The sequence below is a fragment of the Clostridium lapidicellarium genome (genome assembly GCF_041224415.1).
GTDB classification, from domain to species: Bacteria; Bacillota; Clostridia; order Clostridiales; family Clostridiaceae; genus Clostridium_B; species Clostridium_B lapidicellarium.
Map to the genome: position 1 here is coordinate 46,760 of NZ_JBGFFE010000006.1, position 21,289 is coordinate 68,048.

22 protein-coding genes and 1 other annotated feature are annotated in these 21,289 nt (G+C 33.0%); of the genes, 13 read left to right on the top strand and 9 right to left on the bottom strand.

What is annotated here, in order from left to right; translation table 11 throughout:
* Positions 1-22: 22 nt before the first annotated feature.
* From AB8S09_RS06065 to murI, 3 genes are all read right to left on the bottom strand, one after another.
* Entirely contained in the window at positions 23-691 is a 669-nt protein-coding gene (locus AB8S09_RS06065) for a S24 family peptidase (RefSeq protein ID WP_369868687.1), read from the bottom strand.
* Between the two features lie 73 nt (positions 692-764).
* Positions 765-1,166, bottom strand: a complete 402-nt coding sequence (locus AB8S09_RS06070; protein ID WP_369868688.1) for a DUF3783 domain-containing protein — start codon at positions 1,164-1,166, stop codon at positions 765-767.
* Between the two features lie 40 nt (positions 1,167-1,206).
* A complete protein-coding gene (murI, locus tag AB8S09_RS06075) occupies positions 1,207-1,995 on the bottom strand; it encodes a glutamate racemase (protein ID WP_294182858.1) in 789 nt (262 codons plus the stop codon).
* Positions 1,996-2,246: 251 nt separating this feature from the next.
* Between murI and AB8S09_RS06080 the strand changes: the two genes are divergently transcribed.
* A complete protein-coding gene (locus AB8S09_RS06080) occupies positions 2,247-4,145 on the top strand; it encodes a glutamine synthetase (protein ID WP_369868689.1) in 1,899 nt (632 codons plus the stop codon).
* Positions 4,146-4,224: 79 nt separating this feature from the next.
* Here the strand turns inward: AB8S09_RS06080 and AB8S09_RS06085 are convergent, their stop codons facing one another.
* Positions 4,225-4,773: a 2'-5' RNA ligase family protein gene (locus AB8S09_RS06085; RefSeq protein ID WP_294182854.1), complete on the bottom strand. Its 549-nt coding sequence runs from the start codon at positions 4,771-4,773 to the stop codon at positions 4,225-4,227.
* Positions 4,774-4,948: 175 nt separating this feature from the next.
* On the opposite strand from AB8S09_RS06085, the gene AB8S09_RS06090 reads away from it, so the two are divergent.
* From AB8S09_RS06090 to AB8S09_RS06145, 12 genes are all read left to right on the top strand, one after another.
* Positions 4,949-5,113, top strand: coding sequence for a DUF1540 domain-containing protein (locus AB8S09_RS06090; RefSeq protein WP_294182851.1), 165 nt, complete (start codon positions 4,949-4,951; stop codon positions 5,111-5,113).
* A gap of 267 nt (positions 5,114-5,380) precedes the next feature.
* Positions 5,381-6,643: a UDP-N-acetylglucosamine 1-carboxyvinyltransferase gene (gene murA / locus AB8S09_RS06095; protein WP_369868690.1), complete on the top strand. Its 1,263-nt coding sequence runs from the start codon at positions 5,381-5,383 to the stop codon at positions 6,641-6,643.
* 22 nt (positions 6,644-6,665) lie between these two features.
* Positions 6,666-7,454 carry an MBL fold metallo-hydrolase gene (locus AB8S09_RS06100; RefSeq protein ID WP_369868691.1) on the top strand — a complete coding sequence of 263 codons (789 nt, stop codon included), beginning with the start codon at positions 6,666-6,668 and terminating at the stop codon, positions 7,452-7,454.
* 19 nt (positions 7,455-7,473) lie between these two features.
* Complete coding sequence (locus tag AB8S09_RS06105) at positions 7,474-8,040, top strand: GerMN domain-containing protein (RefSeq protein WP_294182845.1); 567 nt, start codon at positions 7,474-7,476, stop codon at positions 8,038-8,040.
* A gap of 60 nt (positions 8,041-8,100) precedes the next feature.
* Positions 8,101-8,604, top strand: coding sequence for an SEC-C metal-binding domain-containing protein (locus AB8S09_RS06110; RefSeq protein WP_294182843.1), 504 nt, complete (start codon positions 8,101-8,103; stop codon positions 8,602-8,604).
* Positions 8,605-8,747: 143 nt separating this feature from the next.
* The gene (locus AB8S09_RS06115) at positions 8,748-10,577 is read left to right on the top strand and encodes a DUF4434 domain-containing protein (RefSeq protein WP_369868692.1); all 1,830 of its coding nucleotides are present in this window, start codon (positions 8,748-8,750) and stop codon (positions 10,575-10,577) included.
* A gap of 68 nt (positions 10,578-10,645) precedes the next feature.
* Positions 10,646-10,891 (top strand) — a binding site (T-box leader).
* A 66-nt stretch (positions 10,892-10,957) separates the two neighbouring features.
* Positions 10,958-12,349 carry an asparagine--tRNA ligase gene (gene asnS, locus AB8S09_RS06120; protein WP_294182839.1) on the top strand — a complete coding sequence of 464 codons (1,392 nt, stop codon included), beginning with the start codon at positions 10,958-10,960 and terminating at the stop codon, positions 12,347-12,349.
* A gap of 292 nt (positions 12,350-12,641) precedes the next feature.
* On the top strand, positions 12,642-13,124 hold the full coding sequence (locus AB8S09_RS06125) for a dUTP diphosphatase (RefSeq protein WP_294182837.1): 483 nt from the start codon (positions 12,642-12,644) through the stop codon (positions 13,122-13,124).
* A 123-nt stretch (positions 13,125-13,247) separates the two neighbouring features.
* Positions 13,248-13,679 carry a DMT family transporter gene (locus tag AB8S09_RS06130; protein ID WP_369868693.1) on the top strand — a complete coding sequence of 144 codons (432 nt, stop codon included), beginning with the start codon at positions 13,248-13,250 and terminating at the stop codon, positions 13,677-13,679.
* A gap of 107 nt (positions 13,680-13,786) precedes the next feature.
* On the top strand, positions 13,787-14,686 hold the full coding sequence (locus AB8S09_RS06135; protein WP_369868694.1) for a selenium metabolism-associated LysR family transcriptional regulator: 900 nt from the start codon (positions 13,787-13,789) through the stop codon (positions 14,684-14,686).
* A gap of 65 nt (positions 14,687-14,751) precedes the next feature.
* Entirely contained in the window at positions 14,752-15,951 is a 1,200-nt protein-coding gene (locus AB8S09_RS06140; RefSeq protein WP_294182831.1) for a S8 family serine peptidase, read from the top strand.
* Between the two features lie 88 nt (positions 15,952-16,039).
* Entirely contained in the window at positions 16,040-16,570 is a 531-nt protein-coding gene (locus tag AB8S09_RS06145) for a ferritin (protein ID WP_294182830.1), read from the top strand.
* Between the two features lie 82 nt (positions 16,571-16,652).
* Here AB8S09_RS06145 and AB8S09_RS06150 read toward each other — a convergent pair whose 3' ends face one another.
* From AB8S09_RS06150 to fabZ, 5 genes are all read right to left on the bottom strand, one after another.
* Complete coding sequence (locus AB8S09_RS06150; RefSeq protein WP_294182828.1) at positions 16,653-17,600, bottom strand: phosphoglycerate dehydrogenase; 948 nt, start codon at positions 17,598-17,600, stop codon at positions 16,653-16,655.
* Positions 17,601-17,631: 31 nt separating this feature from the next.
* Positions 17,632-18,453 (bottom strand): acetyl-CoA carboxylase carboxyltransferase subunit alpha, encoded by an 822-nt coding sequence (locus AB8S09_RS06155; RefSeq protein WP_369868710.1) that lies wholly within the window; start codon positions 18,451-18,453, stop codon positions 17,632-17,634.
* An 81-nt stretch (positions 18,454-18,534) separates the two neighbouring features.
* Positions 18,535-19,410, bottom strand: coding sequence for an acetyl-CoA carboxylase, carboxyltransferase subunit beta (accD, locus tag AB8S09_RS06160; protein WP_294182824.1), 876 nt, complete (start codon positions 19,408-19,410; stop codon positions 18,535-18,537).
* 32 nt (positions 19,411-19,442) lie between these two features.
* Positions 19,443-20,792, bottom strand: a complete 1,350-nt coding sequence (locus tag AB8S09_RS06165; RefSeq protein ID WP_294182822.1) for an acetyl-CoA carboxylase biotin carboxylase subunit — start codon at positions 20,790-20,792, stop codon at positions 19,443-19,445.
* A gap of 24 nt (positions 20,793-20,816) precedes the next feature.
* Positions 20,817-21,272, bottom strand: coding sequence for a 3-hydroxyacyl-ACP dehydratase FabZ (fabZ, locus tag AB8S09_RS06170; protein ID WP_294182820.1), 456 nt, complete (start codon positions 21,270-21,272; stop codon positions 20,817-20,819).
* Positions 21,273-21,289 lie beyond the last annotated feature (17 nt).

Here is a 21,289-nt window from a genome sequence, read left to right on the forward strand (position 1 = left end):
ATTATCTATATAAAAGACTAGCCTACAAAATGATCTCCAATTTATCCAATTTCACAATTACCTTCAGATCTTTAATCTTCATGCTTTCTGTTCTTACAGTATTATTACCGCTTATAAGAAGCACTTTACTGCTATCCAATTTTTTTATCTGCCTTACTTCCCTGCTTCCTTTGTACTCTACTAGGTATATGGAATTGTCGTCAATTTCCCCTGTAATATGTGCAAAAGCTAAATCCCCTTTCCGTATTCTAAAGCCCTCCATATCATCACTTTCAACTTTCAAATACAAAACTTTATCCTGTGCATATCCTTCTATTTTATTGTCAATCAAGGGAAGCTGTCTATACCCAATGGGTTTATCCATCCTATATTTATATACGGGTACTTTTTTCAAAACAGATCCAAAGGCTTCATTCCAAATATCCTTAACTTTCTCCTTCTTATTAGGTATCGAAGAAAATTCCTTTTCCTTTACATCATATACCTGTTCATCAAATGACATAGTTAAATCGTTCATATCCTTACCCAGAATTTTAGAGATTCTATCTATTATACTTTGATTTGCTATTTTTTTCCCAATCTCCACTTCATTTATAAATCCCTCAGAAACCCCAATTTTCTTGGCAAGTTTTTTTTGACTAATTCCCGCTTGAATCCTCGCAGATTTTATTTTTTCTCCTATCCTACTCATTTTTTTCCCTCCTGCCGCTGTAGGTTATACGCATCACTTTATTAACACCTATAACAATCAACTTAAAACTGCATCAGTTAAAGTCCCTATTATTTTTCTTGAACCATGCCCTTTCTTGAAGAAGATGACTCAACAGATATTTAAAGTTCCAATTCCTGGAAGTCTTGGTTATTACAGCTAAAATAGGCATATTGTCCATCTTAACTTTCAACTCCTTCATGACTCCGCTCATCTGTTTATCTGTGAGACAGTTAAACAATATCACCTTCTCATCTAAAGAATATGACTTGTCCTGCTCTTCCAACTGTCCCCCCAAACTTCCCTCAAGTATGTCTTTTATTTTTAATCCCATCATATTATCCTTTATGATTTTAAAATCATGGATATTGAATTCTTTGCCTATATTTTTTATAATCTTATCACCATTTTTATCAAATCCATATAAAAGTATGGTTTTATTATTTTGTAGAGACATAATTAAACCTCCATTTCAAATTATAAATCAAATAAATAATCTAACTGATCTTCTCCCTTAAAAGTCTATAACTCAATTTTATTATATCCTGACTATTCATAGAATTAAATATTTTTACACTTCCCAATCTGCCTGTATTTTTGTTTACAATATCGTATTTAACCAATTGTCTTTTAAGTTGCTGTACAGTACCTTTGCTGCCATCTATTATAGGCGTATCGTCACCTACTATCTTGGATATACTTTCTTTTATAAAAGGATAGTGGGTACACCCCAGCACCACAGCTGCTATTCCCTGTTCCTTCAATGGGATAAGTTTTACTTTTAGATAATCCTCTATTTTTTTACCTCTTATTATTCCCTGTTCAATAAGTTCCACCAATCCAGGACAGGGAAGTGGTTTTATTGTTGAATTTTTATTATACTTCTTCATAAGATCATTGAATTTTTCTTCTGCCAGTGTCATATTAGTTGCCATTATAACTATTTTTCCCTTTCTGCTGAATTCCACAGCTGGTTTCAAAGCTGGCTCTATGCCTATTACCGGCATATATTTACTATATTTTTCCCTTAAATCTATTATAGCTGCACTGGTTGCAGTATTACAAGCAATAACCAGTGCTTTTATATCCTTTTTTAACAAGAATTCCACAGCATTAAGTGTAAGCTCCCTTACATTTTCTACAGTTCTAGTACCATAAGGTGCCCTCTTTGAATCACCAAAATACACAAAGTTTTCATTTGATAAAATTTTAACAGCCTCTCTTAAAACACTTATACCACCTATTCCAGAATCGAAAAAACCAATTGGCCTGTCTTCTGATTCCATTCTATCACCTCATTAATTACAATAAATAATATTTTGCCATTTATATTATATATTATAGATTTAAAGTATACAAATATTAAAATATGTGTATAAATATACAATATTTATATATTGGCAATATTGCAATTTCAAGCTTAAATACCTTCAAAATATGTTGACATATACAGATATTAATTATAAAATCATAGGTATATAAAATTTACAGTAATCAGAGTATTAAAATACTCTCGTAGTTCACAGGAGGGAACAATATGTTAAAAGATCTGATCTATGTATTACCTGAAAAAATGCACTCGGAAGAAAATTTAAAAAAAATATTAACTTCTCATCCAGAAATAAAATTTGTATCCCTAATCGGTATAGACCTTTCTGGAAATGATACAGACGAAAAAATCCCCATCAAAATCCTTCTCAAGGATATAGGCGCTTTCTTAAAAGGCGCAATTCAAACTGACGGCTCATCTGTAGTACTCCCTGGAATTGCCAGCTTAAATAACGCAAAAGTGGATATGGTATGCGATTTAGATGTAAACTGGTACGTAGAATACAACAATGACAACAAAGATACCGAAACCGGAAAACCTATTGGAACTTTGAGAATTCCCTGTTTTCTATATCATGAAAATAAAGCTGTAGACTCAAGGTACACGCTGAAAAACTGTATACAACATTTCAAAACAAATCTTTTAAACTTATTCAAAGAATATCCACAATCCCTAACTCCCTTTAATATAAAATATGAAGATATAGATGGCATAGTTGCAACATGCGCTACAGAATTGGAATTTTGGGTAAAAACACCTAACGATCAAGCTGAGATCGAGGAGCTTTCTACATCCCAGGTACTCCAAGAGCAATATTGGACTAGAACAAAAGGTGTAGTAAGAACAGCTTTGGAACAGACCATTCTCGCCATGGAATTATATGGTTTAGAACCAGAAATGGGACACAAGGAAGTAGGCGGTGTAAAGGCTAAAATTGATCAATCAGGAAATTTCAATCACATAATGGAACAGCTGGAAATAGATTGGAAATATTCCACTGCTCTACAATGTGCCGATAATGAGCTCCTGGTAAAAAGCATAGTTAAAGAAACTTTTAGAAATAACGGTCTTGAAGTTACTTTCCTTGCTAAACCCGTAGATGGGGTAGCCGGCAGCGGTGAACACACTCACGTAGGGTTGGCCTTGAAACTAAAAAATAATAAAATGATAAATTTATTTTCTTCAACTAAAGACAGTTTCTTAAGTGTATTCGGATATTCTTCCGTAATGGGAATACTCAAAAATTATGAAGTAATTAACCCCTTTGTTTCCTCTACAACAGATGCACTTAGAAGGTTAAAACCGGGATTTGAAGCTCCTGTTTGTATTGTAACTTCCATAGGACACTCCGTTGATATACCTTCAAGAAATAGAACGGTACTCATAGGTGCAATAAGAGATTTGAAGAATCCTATGGCCACACGATTTGAACTGAGGTCACCAAATCCACGCACTAACACTTACCTTACTTTAACCGCACTTTATATGGCCATGATGGATGGTATAATATATGCCTTAAAAAATAATAAAACTGAAGATGAACTTTTATCTGAGCTCTCTAAGAAACCCGGTGAAGATGCAGATTACCTGGAAAAAGATAGAGCATATAGAAGTGAAGAAAATATCTTCGAGGATTTTACCGATGAAGAAAGGGAAAAATTCTTTGGCAAGGCTCCTGCCACTGTGTATGACAATCTTTCCGCTATTGACAAATACCCTGAAAAAAAAGCTGTACTAATTAAAGATAATGTATTAAATGATAAATTGATAAATAGTTTTAAACTAGGTGCTATAAAAAGGTGGTTGATAGAGATAAATCATAGAATCATAAATGAATTCTGCGATGAAATAAGAGGCTATAAAATGCTTCATTCCATAGATAAAGCCCTTGATTTAGATGTAGCTAACTGGATGAAGATAGAAGATCTAAGACACTATCTGATGAAAGATTCCTATTCTAAAAAAAGTTTATTTTCTAGAATAAGAATTGCATCTAAAAACAAAAATTATGAAGAAGTTTCCAAACTTCAAATAGAAGCAGAGGAAAAAATGTCCCAATTGAGGCATCTGTATTCAACTTATAAGAAAAACTTGCTGGACATTTAAATATATTAAAAAGGAGTGCTGTAAAACTATTTCAAAAAATAGTTTTACAGCACTCCTTTTTAATATATAAGCAAATATTCTAGAAATCTCTCAACTGAAAGCTTTTTATAAGCATATCCCTTTTATTATTTATAGGCTTCCACAATGCTATTCTATCAATTCGTGCCATTTTATAAACATTTTTTTCCTTCAAACTTTCACAGGCAGCCGAGTATTCTTTAGAACTCCATTCCCTGATGGCATAATTGGTATTGGCAAGGGAAATATGAAGATCCCATTTACTTATATCTCTTCTAACATTAAACTTGTACATTCTCAACCTCTCATTTATCTGTCTAGCCAATCTCACGATATAACCTTTACTCTCAACTTTCAAGTTTACAGATTTATAAGGAGGTTCAAAACAAATGGCCCCATTTATTTCCACCTTAAATTTTTTATACGGTTTTAATATCCCTGCAACAATTTTGCTGAGCTTATCTATATCAGGATTTTCCACAACTTCGAGAGTTATATGTAAAACTGGCATATTTTTATACAGCCTATATTTTCTGCATATATTTCTTTGTATACGTTCAATATATGAATAAGAATCCTTATCGAACAAAGCCACCAAGTAGTACTTCATTATTCTCTCAATCCCCCAAAATAATATTATTATGTAAATGTACATTTTACAACATTATATCATAGAATCATAAACTTCATAATGTCAAAAATTTCAATAATTTTTCAGTATATAAAACACTCAATGGTGAAAAAATATTATTGTTCTAAAATTTATAAAAAAGAGGTGCTTTATTATGAATACCAATCACAACAACAGCATTGGATGTATAGTTAATGAATGCAAATTTCATGCAAAAGATACCAATTATTGTACACTTGACAAAATACGTGTTACAAAACACGAATCAATGGCTAAAGATGTTCAGTGTACTGATTGTGGAAGTTTCATGAAAGAATAGCTTCCTTGAGATATTTGTCCATTTAAAATAACTAATAGTATTACACATAAAAATCCAGTTTTAAGAACAATAAAACTGGATTTTTATTTAATTTTTAAAAATAATTATTTGAAACCCACGTCCTTGTTTTATATTTTAAAATTTTATGTTAAAATAGCATAGAGTTATGATATAATAAATTTTGTGTAATATGTGTAATATGAATTAAATTTTGAGATTTTCTAAACTTTATATAAATACAAATTTGTGATAAGGATGGATATATGAATGGATAAATTGGTAATTAATGGTGGTAATTCCCTTTCTGGTTCTATAGAAATTAATGGTGCAAAAAATGCTGCTGTTGCAATATTACCGGCTTCGATAATGGCAAGCAGCGGCGTATCTTCAATTGATAATATACCCGACATAGAAGATGTACATTGCATAGAAAGAATTCTAAAAAGTTTGGGTTGTAAAATAAAATCAGGTAAAAATTCAGTAGTAATAGATAGTACTACTATAAACAGTATAGAAGCAAACACAGATGATGTCCGAAAAATGAGGGCTTCCTATTACCTTATAGGCGCTCTGCTGGGAAGATTCAAAGAGGCTAAAGTAGAGCTGCCAGGCGGATGTCCCATAGGAGTCAGACCAATAGATCAACATATAAAAGGATTTGAAGCTTTGGGTGCTAAAGTGGAAATCAAACATGGATGTGTATTAGTAAAAGCTGACAAATTACTTGGAACTAATATATTCTTCGATGTAGTAAGCGTAGGTGCCACTATAAATGTAATGTTAGCCGCTACCCTTGCCGAAGGTGTAACTGTTTTAGAAAATGTAGCAAAAGAACCTCATGTAGTGGACGTAGCAAACTTCTTAAACAGCATGGGGGCAAATATAAAGGGTGCCGGAACAGAAGCAATAAGGATCGTAGGTGTAAAAAAATTAAAGGGATGCTCTTACAGTGTCATCCCAGATCAGATAGAAGCAGGTACATATATGATTGCCGCTGCAGCCTGCGGTGGTGAAGTAGTAGTTCAAAATATCATACCCAAACATCTGGAGTCAATATCGGCAAAACTTATAGAAATGGGTGCCCAGGTAATAGAAGATGGTGATTCCATCACTATAAAGTCCCATGAAAGATTAAAGGGGGTAAATGTCAAGACCCAACCCTATCCTGGCTTTCCTACAGATGTACAACAGCCTCTCAGCGCACTTTTAACCATAGCTAAAGGTAGAAGTATTATAAACGAAAGCATATGGGAAAGCAGATTCAAGCATGTAGATGAGCTAAAAAAAATGGGTGCTCATATCAAGGTAGAAGGCAGAACTGCAATTATAGACGGGGTCAATAAATTAAGTGGTGCTGTAGTAAAAGCCACAGATCTGAGAGCTGGTGCTGCTATGGTTATAGCCGGCCTCATTGCGGAGGGAACTACTGAAGTTTTAAATATTGAACATATTGACAGAGGATATCCAAATATAGAAGACAAATTTAGTGCATTAGGTGCTGATATAAAAAGAGTATCTTATTCAAAATAATATTTTAGGGGAGACTTTTAACATGATTTTTTGTTCTTTATACAGCGGCAGCAGTGGAAATAGCATATTTTTGGCGTCTCACCATACTAAAATCTTAGTAGATGCAGGTCTTTCCGGAAAAAGTATAGAAAAAGGTCTTACAAGAATTGGTTATAAAGCTAATGAAATAGATGCAATATTAGTTACTCACGAACATATTGATCATATTAAGGGAGTGGGAGTCCTATCCAGAAAATACAATATACCCATATATGCAAATTTTCTTACATGGAAGGCCATGATGAAATCCATCGGCAAGATAAAAGAAAATAATATTAGGGTGATTACTAAAAATACCATAAATATAAATGATATGGATATAACAGGTTTTTCTATATCCCATGATGCTGTTGATCCCTATGGATATGCCATTGATTGTCATAATAAAAGGGCCTGTATAGCAACAGATTTAGGATTTATTCCAGAGGAAACCAAATCCATACTCAAAAATTCTGACGTGATACTTTTAGAGAGCAATCATGATGTAGAAATGCTAAAGTTCGGTCCCTACCCTTATGAATTAAAGAGAAGAATTCTAGGCAAAAAGGGTCATTTATCCAACGATGACTGTGGAAAAGCTATATTGGATATCTTAAATAGCAGTAAATTCAAAAGGATTGTCCTAGGACATTTAAGCAAGATAAACAACTATCCTGAGCTAGCTTACCAAACTGTAGCAGCCACTTTAAGCAGTGCTGGCGTAAAATTAAATGTAGATGTGAATGTATCTACTGCAAAACGTAATGAACCCAGTAATTTTATAAATTTTTAGTAAAAGGGTGGTAAAATACATGGGAAGGTTTTTTAGCATTTTATTGTGCTTTTCAATCGTATTTTTTAGCTTGACAACAACTGCCTGTGAAAAAAAAGATAATCTAAGTATTAACAATAAACAGAAAGAAAAAAATATAGCTCTCTCAAACGAGAAAGAAAATTTAATGGATTTGGATATTTATTTTAATTCTTCAAGTAATCCCGATACTGTTAAAATGACAAAAGAAAGTAGAGTTATAAAAGAAGATGAATTATTAGCAGAAACAATAGTAAATGAATTGATAAAGGGTCCTTCTGTAAACAGTAAATTAACTCCCATACTTCCTCGAAACAGCAGGATTATGAGTATATCCATAAAAGACAACATTGCTTATTTGAATTTAAGTAAGGAAGCCAATGTCAAAATGACTTCTACAGAAGAAGAAGCTTGTTTAAAAAGTATAGTTTTTTCTCTTGAACAACTTCCGACCATAAAAAAAGTTAAAATTCTTATAGATAATAAAGATTCTAATATCTGGGGAAACAATTTTAATTTATCCAAGCCACTCGATAGAAATAACATTGAAGAATTTAAAAAACGTTAATTTATTATTTTTGATTTTGAAAGGAGGTTTCTGCTGTTAACTAATACAGCAAAATAACATATGAGTTTATATAAAGAATGGACAAATACTGTAGTAGATTTTGTAAAAACGAAGGGTGAAAAAGCCTTCTGGAAGGAATACGGTTCCATTGAAAAAGACATCTATACGCAAATTTTATCAGAACACATTACTAAAATAAATGGAACAATAGAAAATTTAGCTGAAAATTTTAAAATATCACCAGTCCTCTTCACAGGATTTTTAGACGGAATAAATCAAAGCATAAAAAAGCCCTTGGATTTAGAAGATTTAGAAAGGAATTCAACCGTTGATGCAGAAATTGATTTTGAAAGACTATATTACAATATGTTAGATGCAAAGGCAAGTTACTTATATAAACTTCCTCAGTGGAATTCTATATTCTCAAAGGAAAAGAGAAAAAATATCCATAAAAAATGGGCTTCCTCTAAAACAATAGTTAATAAAACCAAAATTGGAAGAAATGATCCCTGCCCCTGTGGAAGCGGTAAAAAATACAAACAATGTTGTGGAAAAAATAATTAATAAAAATAAGGTTATTATTTTATTATAAGGGAGTAAACTTTTCTAGTTCTTTAAAGTTTACTCCCTTATAATTTATATGTTATTATCTAAATACAAGATATATTTACTTATCTCTAAATAAAGAAAGGAAAATTTATATCACTATGATGAACAAAAGAAATTTCTCTATAACCCTGATCATATTAATTCTTGTTTTTGTATTTATTTACTTTAAAAGTCCTCTTAGGGCTAACAAAAATTATCCTATAGTAACAGGAACTTTCATACAGCTGGACATGACACAAAACTGGAATAATGATAAATGGAAAAATGAATTGAACTATCTTAAGAACAACAAAATGAAGTATATAATATTGACAAACGCCTCCCAAACCAAAGGCAGCACCACCGATACATACTACAAAAGCAGTATCTCTGGATATAAAAAAATATATGGAAATATAGATCCCATAGAATTATGCTTGAAAAATGCAGAAAATTTAAATATGAAAGTCTTCATAGGACCTAATTTTAATGCTGAATGGTGGCAGATACCTGCAGACAATTATTCCTGGCTCAATTCGCAGATAGAAAGGTCGAACGTTATAGCTGATGAATTATATAAAAAATATCATTCCAAATATCCAAGAGCCTTTTATGGATGGTATTTTCCCTATGAAATCGACAATGCCAAATACACTAAAACAAGTCAATTTAAAAATTTGGCCAATGCAATCAACATTCACTTAAATTACCTTAATTCCAAAAAAGAACGTCTTCCTATATTACTATCACCTTTTATAAATTCATCAGCAGGTACAGCCAAGCAATATTCTTCAAATTGGCAGTATTTATTTTCAAAAACCAATTTCAAAAAAGGAGATATATTTTGTCCTCAAGATTCTGTAGGAAGTGGTCGATTAAATTTAAACGAGGTTAATTCATGGTACACTGCTCTGAGAAAATCAATCTCTAAAAAACCCGGCATGTTATTTTGGGCAAATGCTGAAAATTTTGATTATATAAATAATTCCAGTGTTCCTCTAGATCGATTTTTAAAACAGCTCACATTGGAAAGTCCCTGTGTGGACAATATAATATGCTTTTCGTACAGCCATTACTACAGCCCCAACAACATAGACAAAGGATTTAATCAGGCGTATTCTTATTATGTAAAAAGTGGAAAACTACCTAAAGAAAAATTGGATACTCCACAGAATTTAAGTGTAGCAGCTGTAGAAAAAAATAAATTTAAAATAACCTGGTCTTCTCCCAAGAATACAAAAAACTTATGCGGCTATGAAGTATATCGAAACAATACCTTAATTTCAAGAATTGTACTTCAGAGAAAATATGGTGGAAATCCAAAAGAGTTCTCCAAAACCATAACAGATGTCCCACCACTAAATGAAAATACAAGATCTTACACTTATACAATAAAATCTCTGGGATTTTCAGGAAATGCCTCGAAACCGTCAAATGCTGTCACAGTAAGTGTTGATGTTATAAAAAAGCTTCCAAATTTAATTTCAAAAAATTGTAAATACACTCTTATACCCTCACCTCACGAAAAATACAGCGATATGAATCTTACAAAATTGACAGACGGTAAATATTCCCATGTAAACTCCGTAAAAAACAGTGCCTTTGTAGGGTGGTACAATGAGCCTATAGACATAAATATAGATTTAGGCAAAATAGAACCAGTACAGCAATTTAAAGTTGATTATCTCAGAGAACCTATTCCCTGGGCAGAGCTTCCTGAAAAAGCTTCCATAGGCATATCCGAGGATGGAGTAAATTTTACACCCATAGGATTGTTGAGAATACCTTCCATACCCTTTTCGGACAGGAATGGTTCAAAATATCCCATATATTTTACCTTAGACAAACCTTTAAATGCCAGATATATAAAACTTACTTCAGTCACCAAACCAAACTGCTACACTTTCATAGATGAGTTTGAAGTAAGAAATTTGTATTATAATCATTGACAACATACTTTTTAAATATTATAATCATAAAATAAAGATTCATGATATCAAATTATTTAAACTCATAATACAATACTATGAAGAGAAGAGTAAATATAGAATCCATTTAAAGCGAGTTGGTTATGGTGAAAGTCCAGCATGGATCTATATTGAAGAACATCTCGGAGTTTCTAACCAAAATCTTTTAAGAAAGTAGGCTTAGAGGCAGTCAACACCTTAAAGTGAAAGATAACAATATACCTGTTATCTTAAAGTTGGCCATATTTTTTGGCAAATTGGGTGGCACCGCGAACAAAAAGTCTTTCGTCCCTTTGAGGATGAAAGACTTTTTTTATTTCAAAACTTAAATTTAAAATATAAAACTAAACAAGGAGGATAACATGAAAACAACATTAGTAAAATCTCTATACAGAGAAAGCACAAAATTTTCAGGTAAAACCATTCAAATTTCAGGATGGATCAGAACCATAAGAGATTCAAAAACATTCGGATTCATAGAATTGAATGACGGATCATTTTTTAAAAATATTCAAATAGTTTTTGACAGCAAACTTGAAAACTTCAAGCAAATTGCAAAACTAGCTATTAATTCAACACTTCTAGTAGAGGGTGTATTCGTTCTTACTCCAGAAGCAAAACAGCCTTTTGAACTTAGGGCAAGTAAAATAGTTCTGGAAGGTAACTCCGATTCGGATTATCCGCTTCAGAAGAAAAGACATACTTTTGAATATTTAAGAACTATAGCTCACCTAAGGCCAAGAAGCAATACTTTTTCTGCAGTATTCAGAGTTCGTTCCATAGCGGCTTATGCTGTACATAAATTTTTTCAAGAAAGAGACTTTGTATATGCAAATACACCTATAATAACAGCAAGCGACTGTGAAGGTGCAGGCGAGATGTTTAAGATAACTGCACTTGATTTAAATAACATACCCAAAAAAGAAGACGGGACAGCAGACTTCTCCAAGGACTTTTTCGGCAAGGAAACATACCTGACTGTGAGCGGCCAGCTGTCTGCTGAAGCTATGGCTCTGGCTTTTAGAAATGTATATACCTTTGGTCCCACTTTCAGAGCCGAAGATTCAAATACAGCAAGACACGCCGCTGAATTTTGGATGATAGAACCGGAAATGGCCTTTGCCGAACTAAAGGACTACATGGATGTAGCTGAGGATTTAGTTAAATATATAATAAAATATGTACTTGAGAATGCTCCCGAAGAGATGGCATTCTTTAATTCCTTTATAGATAAAAACCTATTTGACAGATTAAATAATGTAGTTAATTCACATTTTGATAGGATAACCTATACAAAAGCCATAGATATTCTCAAAAAAAGCGGTCAAAAATTTCAGTATCCTGTAGAGTGGGGAATTGATCTTCAAACGGAACATGAAAGATATTTGACTGAAAAAGTATTTAAAAAACCTATATTCGTGACCGATTATCCAAAGGAAATAAAAGCTTTCTATATGAGACAAAATGAGGATGGGAAAACAGTAGCCGCTGCCGATTTATTAGTTCCAGGGGTTGGTGAAATAATTGGAGGAAGCCAAAGAGAAGAGAGATATGACATACTTGAAAAAAGAATAGAAGAACTCGGACTTAATGAAAAAGATTATTGGTGGTACTTGGAACTTAGAAAGTACGGTGAGACAAAGCATTCTGGCTTTGGATTAGGATTTGAAAGAATGATTATGTATCTAACTGGTATACCAAATATAAGAGATGTAATTCCATTCCCTAGGACTACTGGTTCTGCTGATTTTTAGAATAATAATCAAGTGAACATTTAAAACTTGGAGTTCAAATATGGTTAGTTTACAGTTAAAACTGGAAATTGCCTCTATTTGAACTCTTTTATTAACTTAAACGAGCTCCATGATCCAAATTCAGCCATCAAACTTCAAAAAATTTTTTGAAATTTTTGCTGTAACCGGTTGCACATTGTTTCAATATCTATCAAATTTAGTTAAAATATAATTAAGCGAAAAAAAGTACTTATCTAAAATTTTTTTTAGCATTTATAATCATAATAATAAATTATAGAAAGGGAGCCTATTTATGAATCTCACAAAATTATTTGAATTACAAGAAAATTTGGATCAGAGAATTAAAAAAAACATATCCGGTGATAAAAATTCTTTAATTTCAAAAAAAATTCTTGCACTTCAAGTAAAAATGGCTGAGTTAGCTAATGAAACCCGATGTTTTAATTTTTGGAGTAATGACAAAACCATAAATAGAAATCTAATTCTAAAAAGCTATATAAATTCCCTGTGCTTTATGTTAACTTTAGGTGTCGAGAAAGGATTCACAGATATTGAAATAAAAATAAAATCCAGTGAATATGATATGACGTCCCAATTTTTGAACTTATATATTGATATAAATGATTTTGTAATATCTTCTTCTAAAGACCACTACATAACTTTATTTGAAGATTTTATAAGTCTGGGAAACAAATTAGGATTTTCACCAAAAGAGATAGAAGAAGCTTATTATTACAATAATTCCGTTATAGCAAATAAATCCAGCTGCAATTAGCTTTCAGTATTCTCAAGATTTATTATCTTGAGAATATTTTTTATTTCTTCCACATTTTATAAATGAAACCGCTAAATATATAAATATATTATGGTTAAACTAAATTGCGGAGGGTGATAATTTATGCTTGGAATACTGTATTCAATAGTAGCTGGAATAAGTATGAGCGTTCAAGGTGTATTTAACACCAGGCTCAGTGAAAAGATAGGCCTTTGGGCTACAAATACACTGGTGCAGGGCAGCGGATTTGTAATAACATTAGCAGTAGTATTGTTATCCGGCAGGGAAAATTGGAACAATATAGGCAGCTGTAAAAAATTATATTTTTTAGGAGGTGCACTTGGAGTAATTATAACTTTTACCGTTATGCAGGGAATTAAATCTCTAGGTACAACCTATTCTATTTCAATAATTCTCGTATCTCAACTGTTGGCAGCAGCTTTAATTGACTTCTTGGGTCTATTTGATTCCGCAAAAATGAATTTTGCTTTCAATAAAGTAGCCGGAATAATAATAATGATCATAGGTATATTAGTATTAAAATGGAAGAACTGATAGATACTTTAAATTTATTAGACTAATTTTAAAAGTAACTATATAATTAATTAAGAAGCTTTAATCGATTAAAATTAAAACAGTTTTTCTTAGGGGGATGCTCAAAAATGGATTTTAAACAAATAGAAGCCTTTATAAATGTAGCCAAATTTAAAAGCTTTTCAAAAGCTGCGAACTCCATATTTTTATCACAGCCAGCTATCAGTTCTCATATTTCTATTCTTGAAAAAGAGCTAAAAGTACAACTTTTTGACAGGACTTCAAAGGAAGTGATATTGACTCCCGCAGGTGAGTCCTTTTTAAAGTTTGCCATAGAAATTCTAAACACACGGGATAAAGCCATAAATACTTTGGTAAATTTTAATAAAAATATAAACGGCAATCTCAGGCTAGCCGCAAGCACGACACCCTGCAATGCCATAGTACCTTCTTTAATAAAAAATTTTCACAGCAAATATTCTGAGGTGACTTTCGATGTTGTAGAGTTAAGTTCTGCCCAAATAATAAAAAGCATAATAAAATTTGACTGTGAAATTGGTTTCGTAGGAGAACCTGTAAATGATGAAAAAATTAAAAGTTACAAATTGACCAATGACGAACTAGTTATCATATCGCATCCTTCATTTAATATCCCCGACATCATAGATATAGCTTCACTTTTCCAATATAATTTTATACTGCGGGAGAAAGGTTCCGCCACCAGAAAAACCTTTGAAGACATCCTTCAAGAAAACGGATACAATATTTCTAACATAAATTCTTATTTTGAAGTAAACAGTCTGGATACACTTGTTCAATTTGTAAAAAATGGACTAGGTATAGCCGTGGTTTCAAATCAAGTATTCAGAGACTATATATCCTGGGGGATTATAAAAGAAAGCAGGTTGAAAAATATATCTCTAGGCAGGGCAATATATTTGATTTTGAGTTCTAAAAGGACACTTACTCCAACGGCAAAAGCCTTTTTTGATATGTGTAAAAAAACTTTTAACTTTAATATAAAATAACATTAAATACACATATATTATAATAATTATTATAATATAATATAAGTAATTTTAAGGGGAATATCATGTTTTCCATTAAAAATAAATTGGAATTTAATTTAAAAACATCATTAGCTAAAAACTTATACAAGAATTATAGAGTAATAATAGAATATACTGCACTTCCGAAGACAATAGAAAAAAAAATTAAAACATATAGAGGAAAATTAATTTACACTATACCGGCTATAAATTGCATAAGTGCCATTTTAACACCAAATGCCATAAGCAGACTAATAGAATTGCCCCAGGTAATTCATATAGGAGCTGACTGTTTTGCTCTATTATGTGCCAATAAAAGCATATTTACCTCAAACTCTATAGCACCCGGTGGAAAATATCGTCTTACTGGAAAAGGTATATGTATAGGTGTCGTGGACTCAGGTGTCTACCCCCATCCTGATCTTTTAAATCCCAAAAATAAGATCAGGAAATTCACAGATCTAATAAAAAAATATAAATATCCATACGACGACAATGGGCACGGAACTTTTATAAGTGGAATTATATGCGGAAGCGGCAATGAATCCAATGGAATATATAAGGGCATTGCCGAAAACAGCAGTATTTATTCCATAAAAGCTTTTAATTCACTTGGAAGGGGATTGGCATCAGATATCTTATTTGCCATTCAAATCCTACTAGATGAAAGTAAAGATAAAAACATAAAAATAATCTGCCTTCCCTTTGAGCTATGCGAGAATAACTATTTTATATTATCCCTGTTTGAAAAATTTTTTCAAATAGCAGCGGAAATGAATATAGCTATTGTAGTACCCTCAGGAAACTGCGGTAATTTTCAGGGAAGTATGAGAGGTATAGCTATCTTAAATAACTGTATAACTGTTTCTGGAATAGATACAAGTTCCAGGATTGTAAAACCTTATATTTACTCCTCCTGCGGACCTGTAAGCAAAATTGAAAAACCTGATTTGGCTGCTGCCTGTGTAAATATATGTTCTATAAATTCCAACATGGAATATATATCAGAAAGGGACGGGATGAAAATATACCCCAAGCCTTTGGAAGACCCATATACCAACTATACAGGCACTTCCTGCGCGGCAGCTTATATAAGCGGTATATGTGCCCTCTTGTATGAAAATAATCCCGAACTTACATTTAATGATCTCATATCACTTCTTAAAATATCCTGTGAACTTTTAAACATTCCCAAACGGTGCCAAGGTGCCGGTATAATAAATATAGATAAACTGCTCCCGTAATTTTGTACATTTGAACATTCAGTTATTATATGTTATCATATAATATATACTATTGTATAATAATAATTTAATCTAGGAGGCATTATTTATGTTAAGCAAAAGATTAGAAAAAGCTATAAACGATCAGATAAACTTTGAATACTATTCTGCCAATATCTATCTAGCCATGGAGGCATATTTTGCAAAACAAAATTTAAACGGATTTGTTAACTTTTTTAAGGTTCAAATACAGGAAGAAAATTTCCACGCGTCAAAATTCTTTGACTACCTAAATCAAGTAGGTGCCAACATAACAATAAAGGGATTCCCTGATCCAAAAAATGATTACAAATCACCTCTTGAAGTCTTTGAAGCTGCTTTAAAGCATGAACAAATAGTAACTTCAAGAATCAACAATTTAATGTCCATAGCTAATGAAGATAAGGATTTTGCTTCAATAGCTTTGCTACAGTGGTTTGTAAATGAACAGGTGGAGGAAGAAGATACATTTAACAATGCCATCCAGACATTAAAAAGGATAGGTGACAATCCAGCTGCACTTTATCTATATGATCAGGAACTTTCATCTAGAACTTTCGTACCGCCTACAAATACGCCATCTGCAGGTCAGAATCAATAAATATTTTCAACTATTAAAGATAAACTGCAGAGAATTAATTCATTATTCTCTGCAGTTTATCTTAATTTTAAATTACAAATACTTAATATCCTTTATATATATTCACTATATTATTAAGCTTGTTTCCCGATACATATCTTTTTAAATTATCATACATCATATCAAATCTTCTAGCGTCAACTTTTTCAGATATCCAAGAATTATGAGGTGTTATTATCACATTTTCAAATTCCCAAAGGGGACTTTCCACATCCAAAGGTTCCTTTTCCACCACATCTAGGGCAGCACCCGCTATCTTGCCATTTTTCACATTTTCTATAAAAGCTCCTTCGTCCATTATTGAACCTCTTGCTGTATTTACCACATAGACTCCGTTTTTCATAGCTTCAAAAGCAGTATTATCTATTAAATGCCATGTTTTTTTAGTATATGGAATAGTTATAACAACTATATCGCACAGTTTCAACATGTCATTCATATTTTCTGTAGAAAAGCATCTATTAAAATAGGGAACTTCCCTGCCTCTGGTATTCAGCCCCAAGATTTTCACACCAAATCCCGTAAGTCTCCTGGCAGCTTCTGTAGCTATACTTCCGGTACCAATAAACCCAACAGTTCTTCCGTACAGTTCAAGTATACCGGTATCCATTTTCCATAGCTTTTCCTGCTGATTTTTATAGAGTTTTTTGCTGTGTTTTAGCATTTCAAGTATTTTCAACATTATCCATTCACCCATAGGTATGCTGTATCCACCTTTATTGTTGGTGATCAATATATTATTTTTTCTAACTACATCCATGGGAAGCTGATCTATACCAACACTAAACAATTGTATCCATTTCAATTTTTTCATATTATTTATATCTAAAGTATCAAATGGATCATAACAGAGCAGTACTTCCGTATCTTTCATATTTTCAGTATAATGAGCTCCTTTTTCCCGCACAATGTTTACGTCATACCCTAATTTTCTTATATTATCAATATTTTTATCACCGAAATTACGAGTACACAATAATTTTATTCCCATGAAATCCACCTCTACTATAAAATATACTGATTTAATTTTTCTCCAGGAATTTTCCCATAAATCTAAATCTATTATATCTTTCTTCCAATAATTCTCCTCTTGAACGTTTCCTAAGTATGCCTACCTTCTCTATAAGTTCATCTTTTATAACCCTGGACATTTTCTTTACATCTTTTTGGGCACCACCTGCAGGTTCCTTTAATACTTTATCTATTATACCATATTTCTTTAAATCTTGTGCTGTGAGTTTCATGACTTCAGCCGCCTCTTTAGCTTTAGACGCATCTCTCCAGAGTATACCTGCAAATCCTTCCGGCGATAAAACAGAATATATGGAATTTTCAAGCATCCATACTGAATCAGCCACCGCAAGGGCGAGAGCACCTCCACTTCCCCCCTCCCCTATTATCAAAGATATAATAGGTACTTTAAAATTAAACATCTCCATTAAGTTTCTTGCTATTGCCTCTCCCTGACCTCTTTCTTCCGCATCCATTCCGCAAAAAGCTCCAGGAGTATCTACAAAGCATATAATAGCCCTGTCAAATTTATCCGCCTGTTTCATAAGCCTCAAGCTTTTCCTGTATCCTTCAGGTTTTGGCATACCAAAATTTCTCTTTATATTTTCCTTAGTGTTGTTTCCCTTTTGCTGGGCCACTACAGTTACAGGTTCACCGTCCAGCAGTGCAATACCTCCTACTACCGAAGGATCATCTCCAAAATACCTATCGCCGTGGAACTCTATAAAAGAATCAAATATATTCCTTATATAATCCAATGAAGTAGGCCTCTCTATCATTCTGGCCAAACTTACCTTTTTCCAGGCTCCTTTACTGTCAAGTTTTTTATTCAGTATTTTTTGAACCTTTCCCAATTTCTCCACATAAAAAACTTCCTTTCACTTAGAAAATTCGTCCATAAAAATTTCAAAATATTATCGGTTTCTGCTGTGAATCGATAATATTTTTCCTAAAGTGCTCTTCAAAATTTTTCTCGGGACTATTTTATCTACAAATCCATGTTCCAATAAAAACTCCGATCTTTGAAATCCAGGGGGAAGCTTTTGTTTTATTGTCTGCTCTATCACTCTCTTTCCTGCAAATCCTACAAGTGCATCAGGCTCAGCTAAAATTATATCGCCAAGCATGGCAAAACTGGCTGTGACTCCTCCCGTAGTCGGATCTGTAAGTACAGATATATAGAGAAGCCCTTTTTCATTCAACCTAGAAATGGCTCCACTTATTTTAGCCATTTGCATAAGCGAAAAAATACCTTCCTGCATTCTTGCCCCTCCGGAGGCTGTAAAAATAATCAATGGGAGTTCCAATTTTATAGCTTTTTCCACAGCCCGGGTTATTTTTTCCCCTACTACAGAACCCATACTCCCCATCATAAAATTACTGTCCATGACACATATTATCGAGGGTTCTTTAAATATAGTGCCCCGGCCAGTTATCACGGCATCTGCCATATCAGCTTTTTTTTGAATCTTTTTAATCTTATCTTCATATCCTTTAAAACCTATTGGATTATCCGAAGCCATATCCTTGTCGAACTCACAAAAACTTCCCCTGTCAACTGTGAACTTAATTCTCTCTCTTGCACTTATTCTAAAACAATGATTGCAGTACTGACATACGCCATAATTATTCTCCAAATCTTTTTTATACAATATTCTTCCGCAATTGCTGCACTTTACCCACGCACCGCTGGGTATACTCGGTTTTTTACTTGAATCATAATTTATATCATTTAAAGCCCTTTGACTTACTGTAATGTATTTTGTCTTTTTAAATAGCTTATCCAGCAAAATCTATCACCTCGCTTATCAGATCAACCTGGTCACCCAATTTTCTTAAAATTATTTTCTATAAATTTCGTATCATAGGTTCCTTTCATGAATTCTTCACTATTTACAATTTGAAATTGAAAATCTATATTTGTATGAACCCCTTCTACAATGAATTCCCCTAAAGCTCTCTTCATCTTGCATATAGCTTCTTCTCTATTTCTACCATATACTATAAGTTTTGCTATCATAGAATCATAATAGGGTGGGATATTATAACCTGAATAAACTGCACTGTCAACCCTCACATTAAAACCGCCCGGCATATACAGATCCTCTATTTTCCCCGGCGAAGGCATAAAACCTTTTTTTACATCTTCCGCATTTATTCTGCATTCTATAGAATGTCCATGGATTTTCACATCATCCTGGCAAAAATCAAGTTTTTCTCCTGCTGCAATTTTTATCTGCTCCTTTACTAGATCTATTCCCGTTACCATTTCAGTTATGCCATGTTCTACCTGTATACGCGTATTCATTTCCATAAAATAATAATTATTATTTTTATCCAAAAGGAACTCCACTGTACCTGCATTACTATAATTTACTGCTTTAGCAGCTTTCACAGCAGTTTTCCCCATGGATTTTCTGAGATTTTCATCAACCACTTTACTGGGGGCTTCTTCCAGTACTTTCTGGTTCCTCCGCTGCATTGAACAATCTCTTTCACCCAGATAGACTGTATTCCCAAAATTATCTGCAAGTATTTGAATTTCTATATGTTTGGGACTTTCTATGAATTTTTCCAAATAAACAGTATCATCACCAAAAGCCTCTCTTGCTTCTAATTTAGCATTTTCATAATTCTTTACAAGCTGATCCTCTCTATACACAACACGTATACCTCTTCCACCGCCTCCTGCCGAAGCTTTTATCATAACAGGATATCCTATACTTCTGGCTATTTTCATAAGTTCCCCATCTGAAGTTACGGCTCCTTTTGATCCGGGTACAGTGGGTATACCGCTTTTATTCATTATATCTCTTGCATTGGATTTATTGCCCATACTTTCAATGCACTCGGGAGAAGGACCTATAAAAGTTATATTGCATTCCCTGCATATGCTGGCAAACTTACTGTTTTCAGATAGAAATCCGAACCCAGGATGAATAGCCTGGGCGCCAGACAAAACAGTTGCACTTATTATATTATGTATATTTAAATAACTTTCTTTAGGTGAGGCAGGCCCTATACAAATGGCTTCATCTGCCAGTTGTGTATGAAGAGCTTTCCTGTCAGCTTCAGAATATACAGCCACAGTTTCAATTCCCATTTCCCTGCAGGCTCTAATTATTCTAACTGCTATTTCCCCTCTATTTGCAATTAAAATCTTATTAAACATTTTCTAAAACTCAACTCCCGACAATTAATTTTTGTCTTCTACCATAAAAATCAATTCAGCTTCTGCAGCTTTTTTATCTCCAACATACGCTTCCGCCTTTCCAACTCCTGCAGGTCCTTTAATCTTTATAATTTCCACCACCAATTTAAGTGTGTCCCCAGGTATTACCTTCCTTCTGAATCTCGCCTTTTTTATTCCACCAAAGAAGGCTATTTTATTTTTAAATTCCCTCTGGCTCAATATGGCTACAGCACCAGCTTGAGCCAGAGCTTCTATTATAAGCACCCCGGGCATTACAGGTTCTTCTGGAAAATGTCCTGAAAAAAAATACTCATTTCCACTAACATTCTTATAAGCTACAACTTTTTTTCCTGGTTCCATATAAGTAACCTTGTCTACCAGTAAAAATGGATACCTATGCGGAATAATCTGTTTTATCTCCTTTAAGCCAAAATTTACATTAAATTTATCCTCATCCATATATTTTCCTCCTCTGG

Coding starts and splice junctions, on each gene's coding strand:
- AB8S09_RS06065 (WP_369868687.1), bottom strand. CDS start 691: ATGAGTAGGATAGGAGAAAAAATAAAATCTGCGAGGATTCAAGCGGGA.
- AB8S09_RS06070 (WP_369868688.1), bottom strand. CDS start 1,166: ATGTCTCTACAAAATAATAAAACCATACTTTTATATGGATTTGATAAA.
- murI (WP_294182858.1), bottom strand. CDS start 1,995: ATGGAATCAGAAGACAGGCCAATTGGTTTTTTCGATTCTGGAATAGGT.
- AB8S09_RS06080 (WP_369868689.1), top strand. CDS start 2,247: ATGTTAAAAGATCTGATCTATGTATTACCTGAAAAAATGCACTCGGAA.
- AB8S09_RS06085 (WP_294182854.1), bottom strand. CDS start 4,773: ATGAAGTACTACTTGGTGGCTTTGTTCGATAAGGATTCTTATTCATAT.
- AB8S09_RS06090 (WP_294182851.1), top strand. CDS start 4,949: ATGAATACCAATCACAACAACAGCATTGGATGTATAGTTAATGAATGC.
- murA (WP_369868690.1), top strand. CDS start 5,381: ATGGATAAATTGGTAATTAATGGTGGTAATTCCCTTTCTGGTTCTATA.
- AB8S09_RS06100 (WP_369868691.1), top strand. CDS start 6,666: ATGATTTTTTGTTCTTTATACAGCGGCAGCAGTGGAAATAGCATATTT.
- AB8S09_RS06105 (WP_294182845.1), top strand. CDS start 7,474: ATGGGAAGGTTTTTTAGCATTTTATTGTGCTTTTCAATCGTATTTTTT.
- AB8S09_RS06110 (WP_294182843.1), top strand. CDS start 8,101: ATGAGTTTATATAAAGAATGGACAAATACTGTAGTAGATTTTGTAAAA.
- AB8S09_RS06115 (WP_369868692.1), top strand. CDS start 8,748: ATGATGAACAAAAGAAATTTCTCTATAACCCTGATCATATTAATTCTT.
- asnS (WP_294182839.1), top strand. CDS start 10,958: ATGAAAACAACATTAGTAAAATCTCTATACAGAGAAAGCACAAAATTT.
- AB8S09_RS06125 (WP_294182837.1), top strand. CDS start 12,642: ATGAATCTCACAAAATTATTTGAATTACAAGAAAATTTGGATCAGAGA.
- AB8S09_RS06130 (WP_369868693.1), top strand. CDS start 13,248: ATGCTTGGAATACTGTATTCAATAGTAGCTGGAATAAGTATGAGCGTT.
- AB8S09_RS06135 (WP_369868694.1), top strand. CDS start 13,787: ATGGATTTTAAACAAATAGAAGCCTTTATAAATGTAGCCAAATTTAAA.
- AB8S09_RS06140 (WP_294182831.1), top strand. CDS start 14,752: ATGTTTTCCATTAAAAATAAATTGGAATTTAATTTAAAAACATCATTA.
- AB8S09_RS06145 (WP_294182830.1), top strand. CDS start 16,040: ATGTTAAGCAAAAGATTAGAAAAAGCTATAAACGATCAGATAAACTTT.
- AB8S09_RS06150 (WP_294182828.1), bottom strand. CDS start 17,600: ATGGGAATAAAATTATTGTGTACTCGTAATTTCGGTGATAAAAATATT.
- AB8S09_RS06165 (WP_294182822.1), bottom strand. CDS start 20,792: ATGTTTAATAAGATTTTAATTGCAAATAGAGGGGAAATAGCAGTTAGA.
- fabZ (WP_294182820.1), bottom strand. CDS start 21,272: ATGGATGAGGATAAATTTAATGTAAATTTTGGCTTAAAGGAGATAAAA.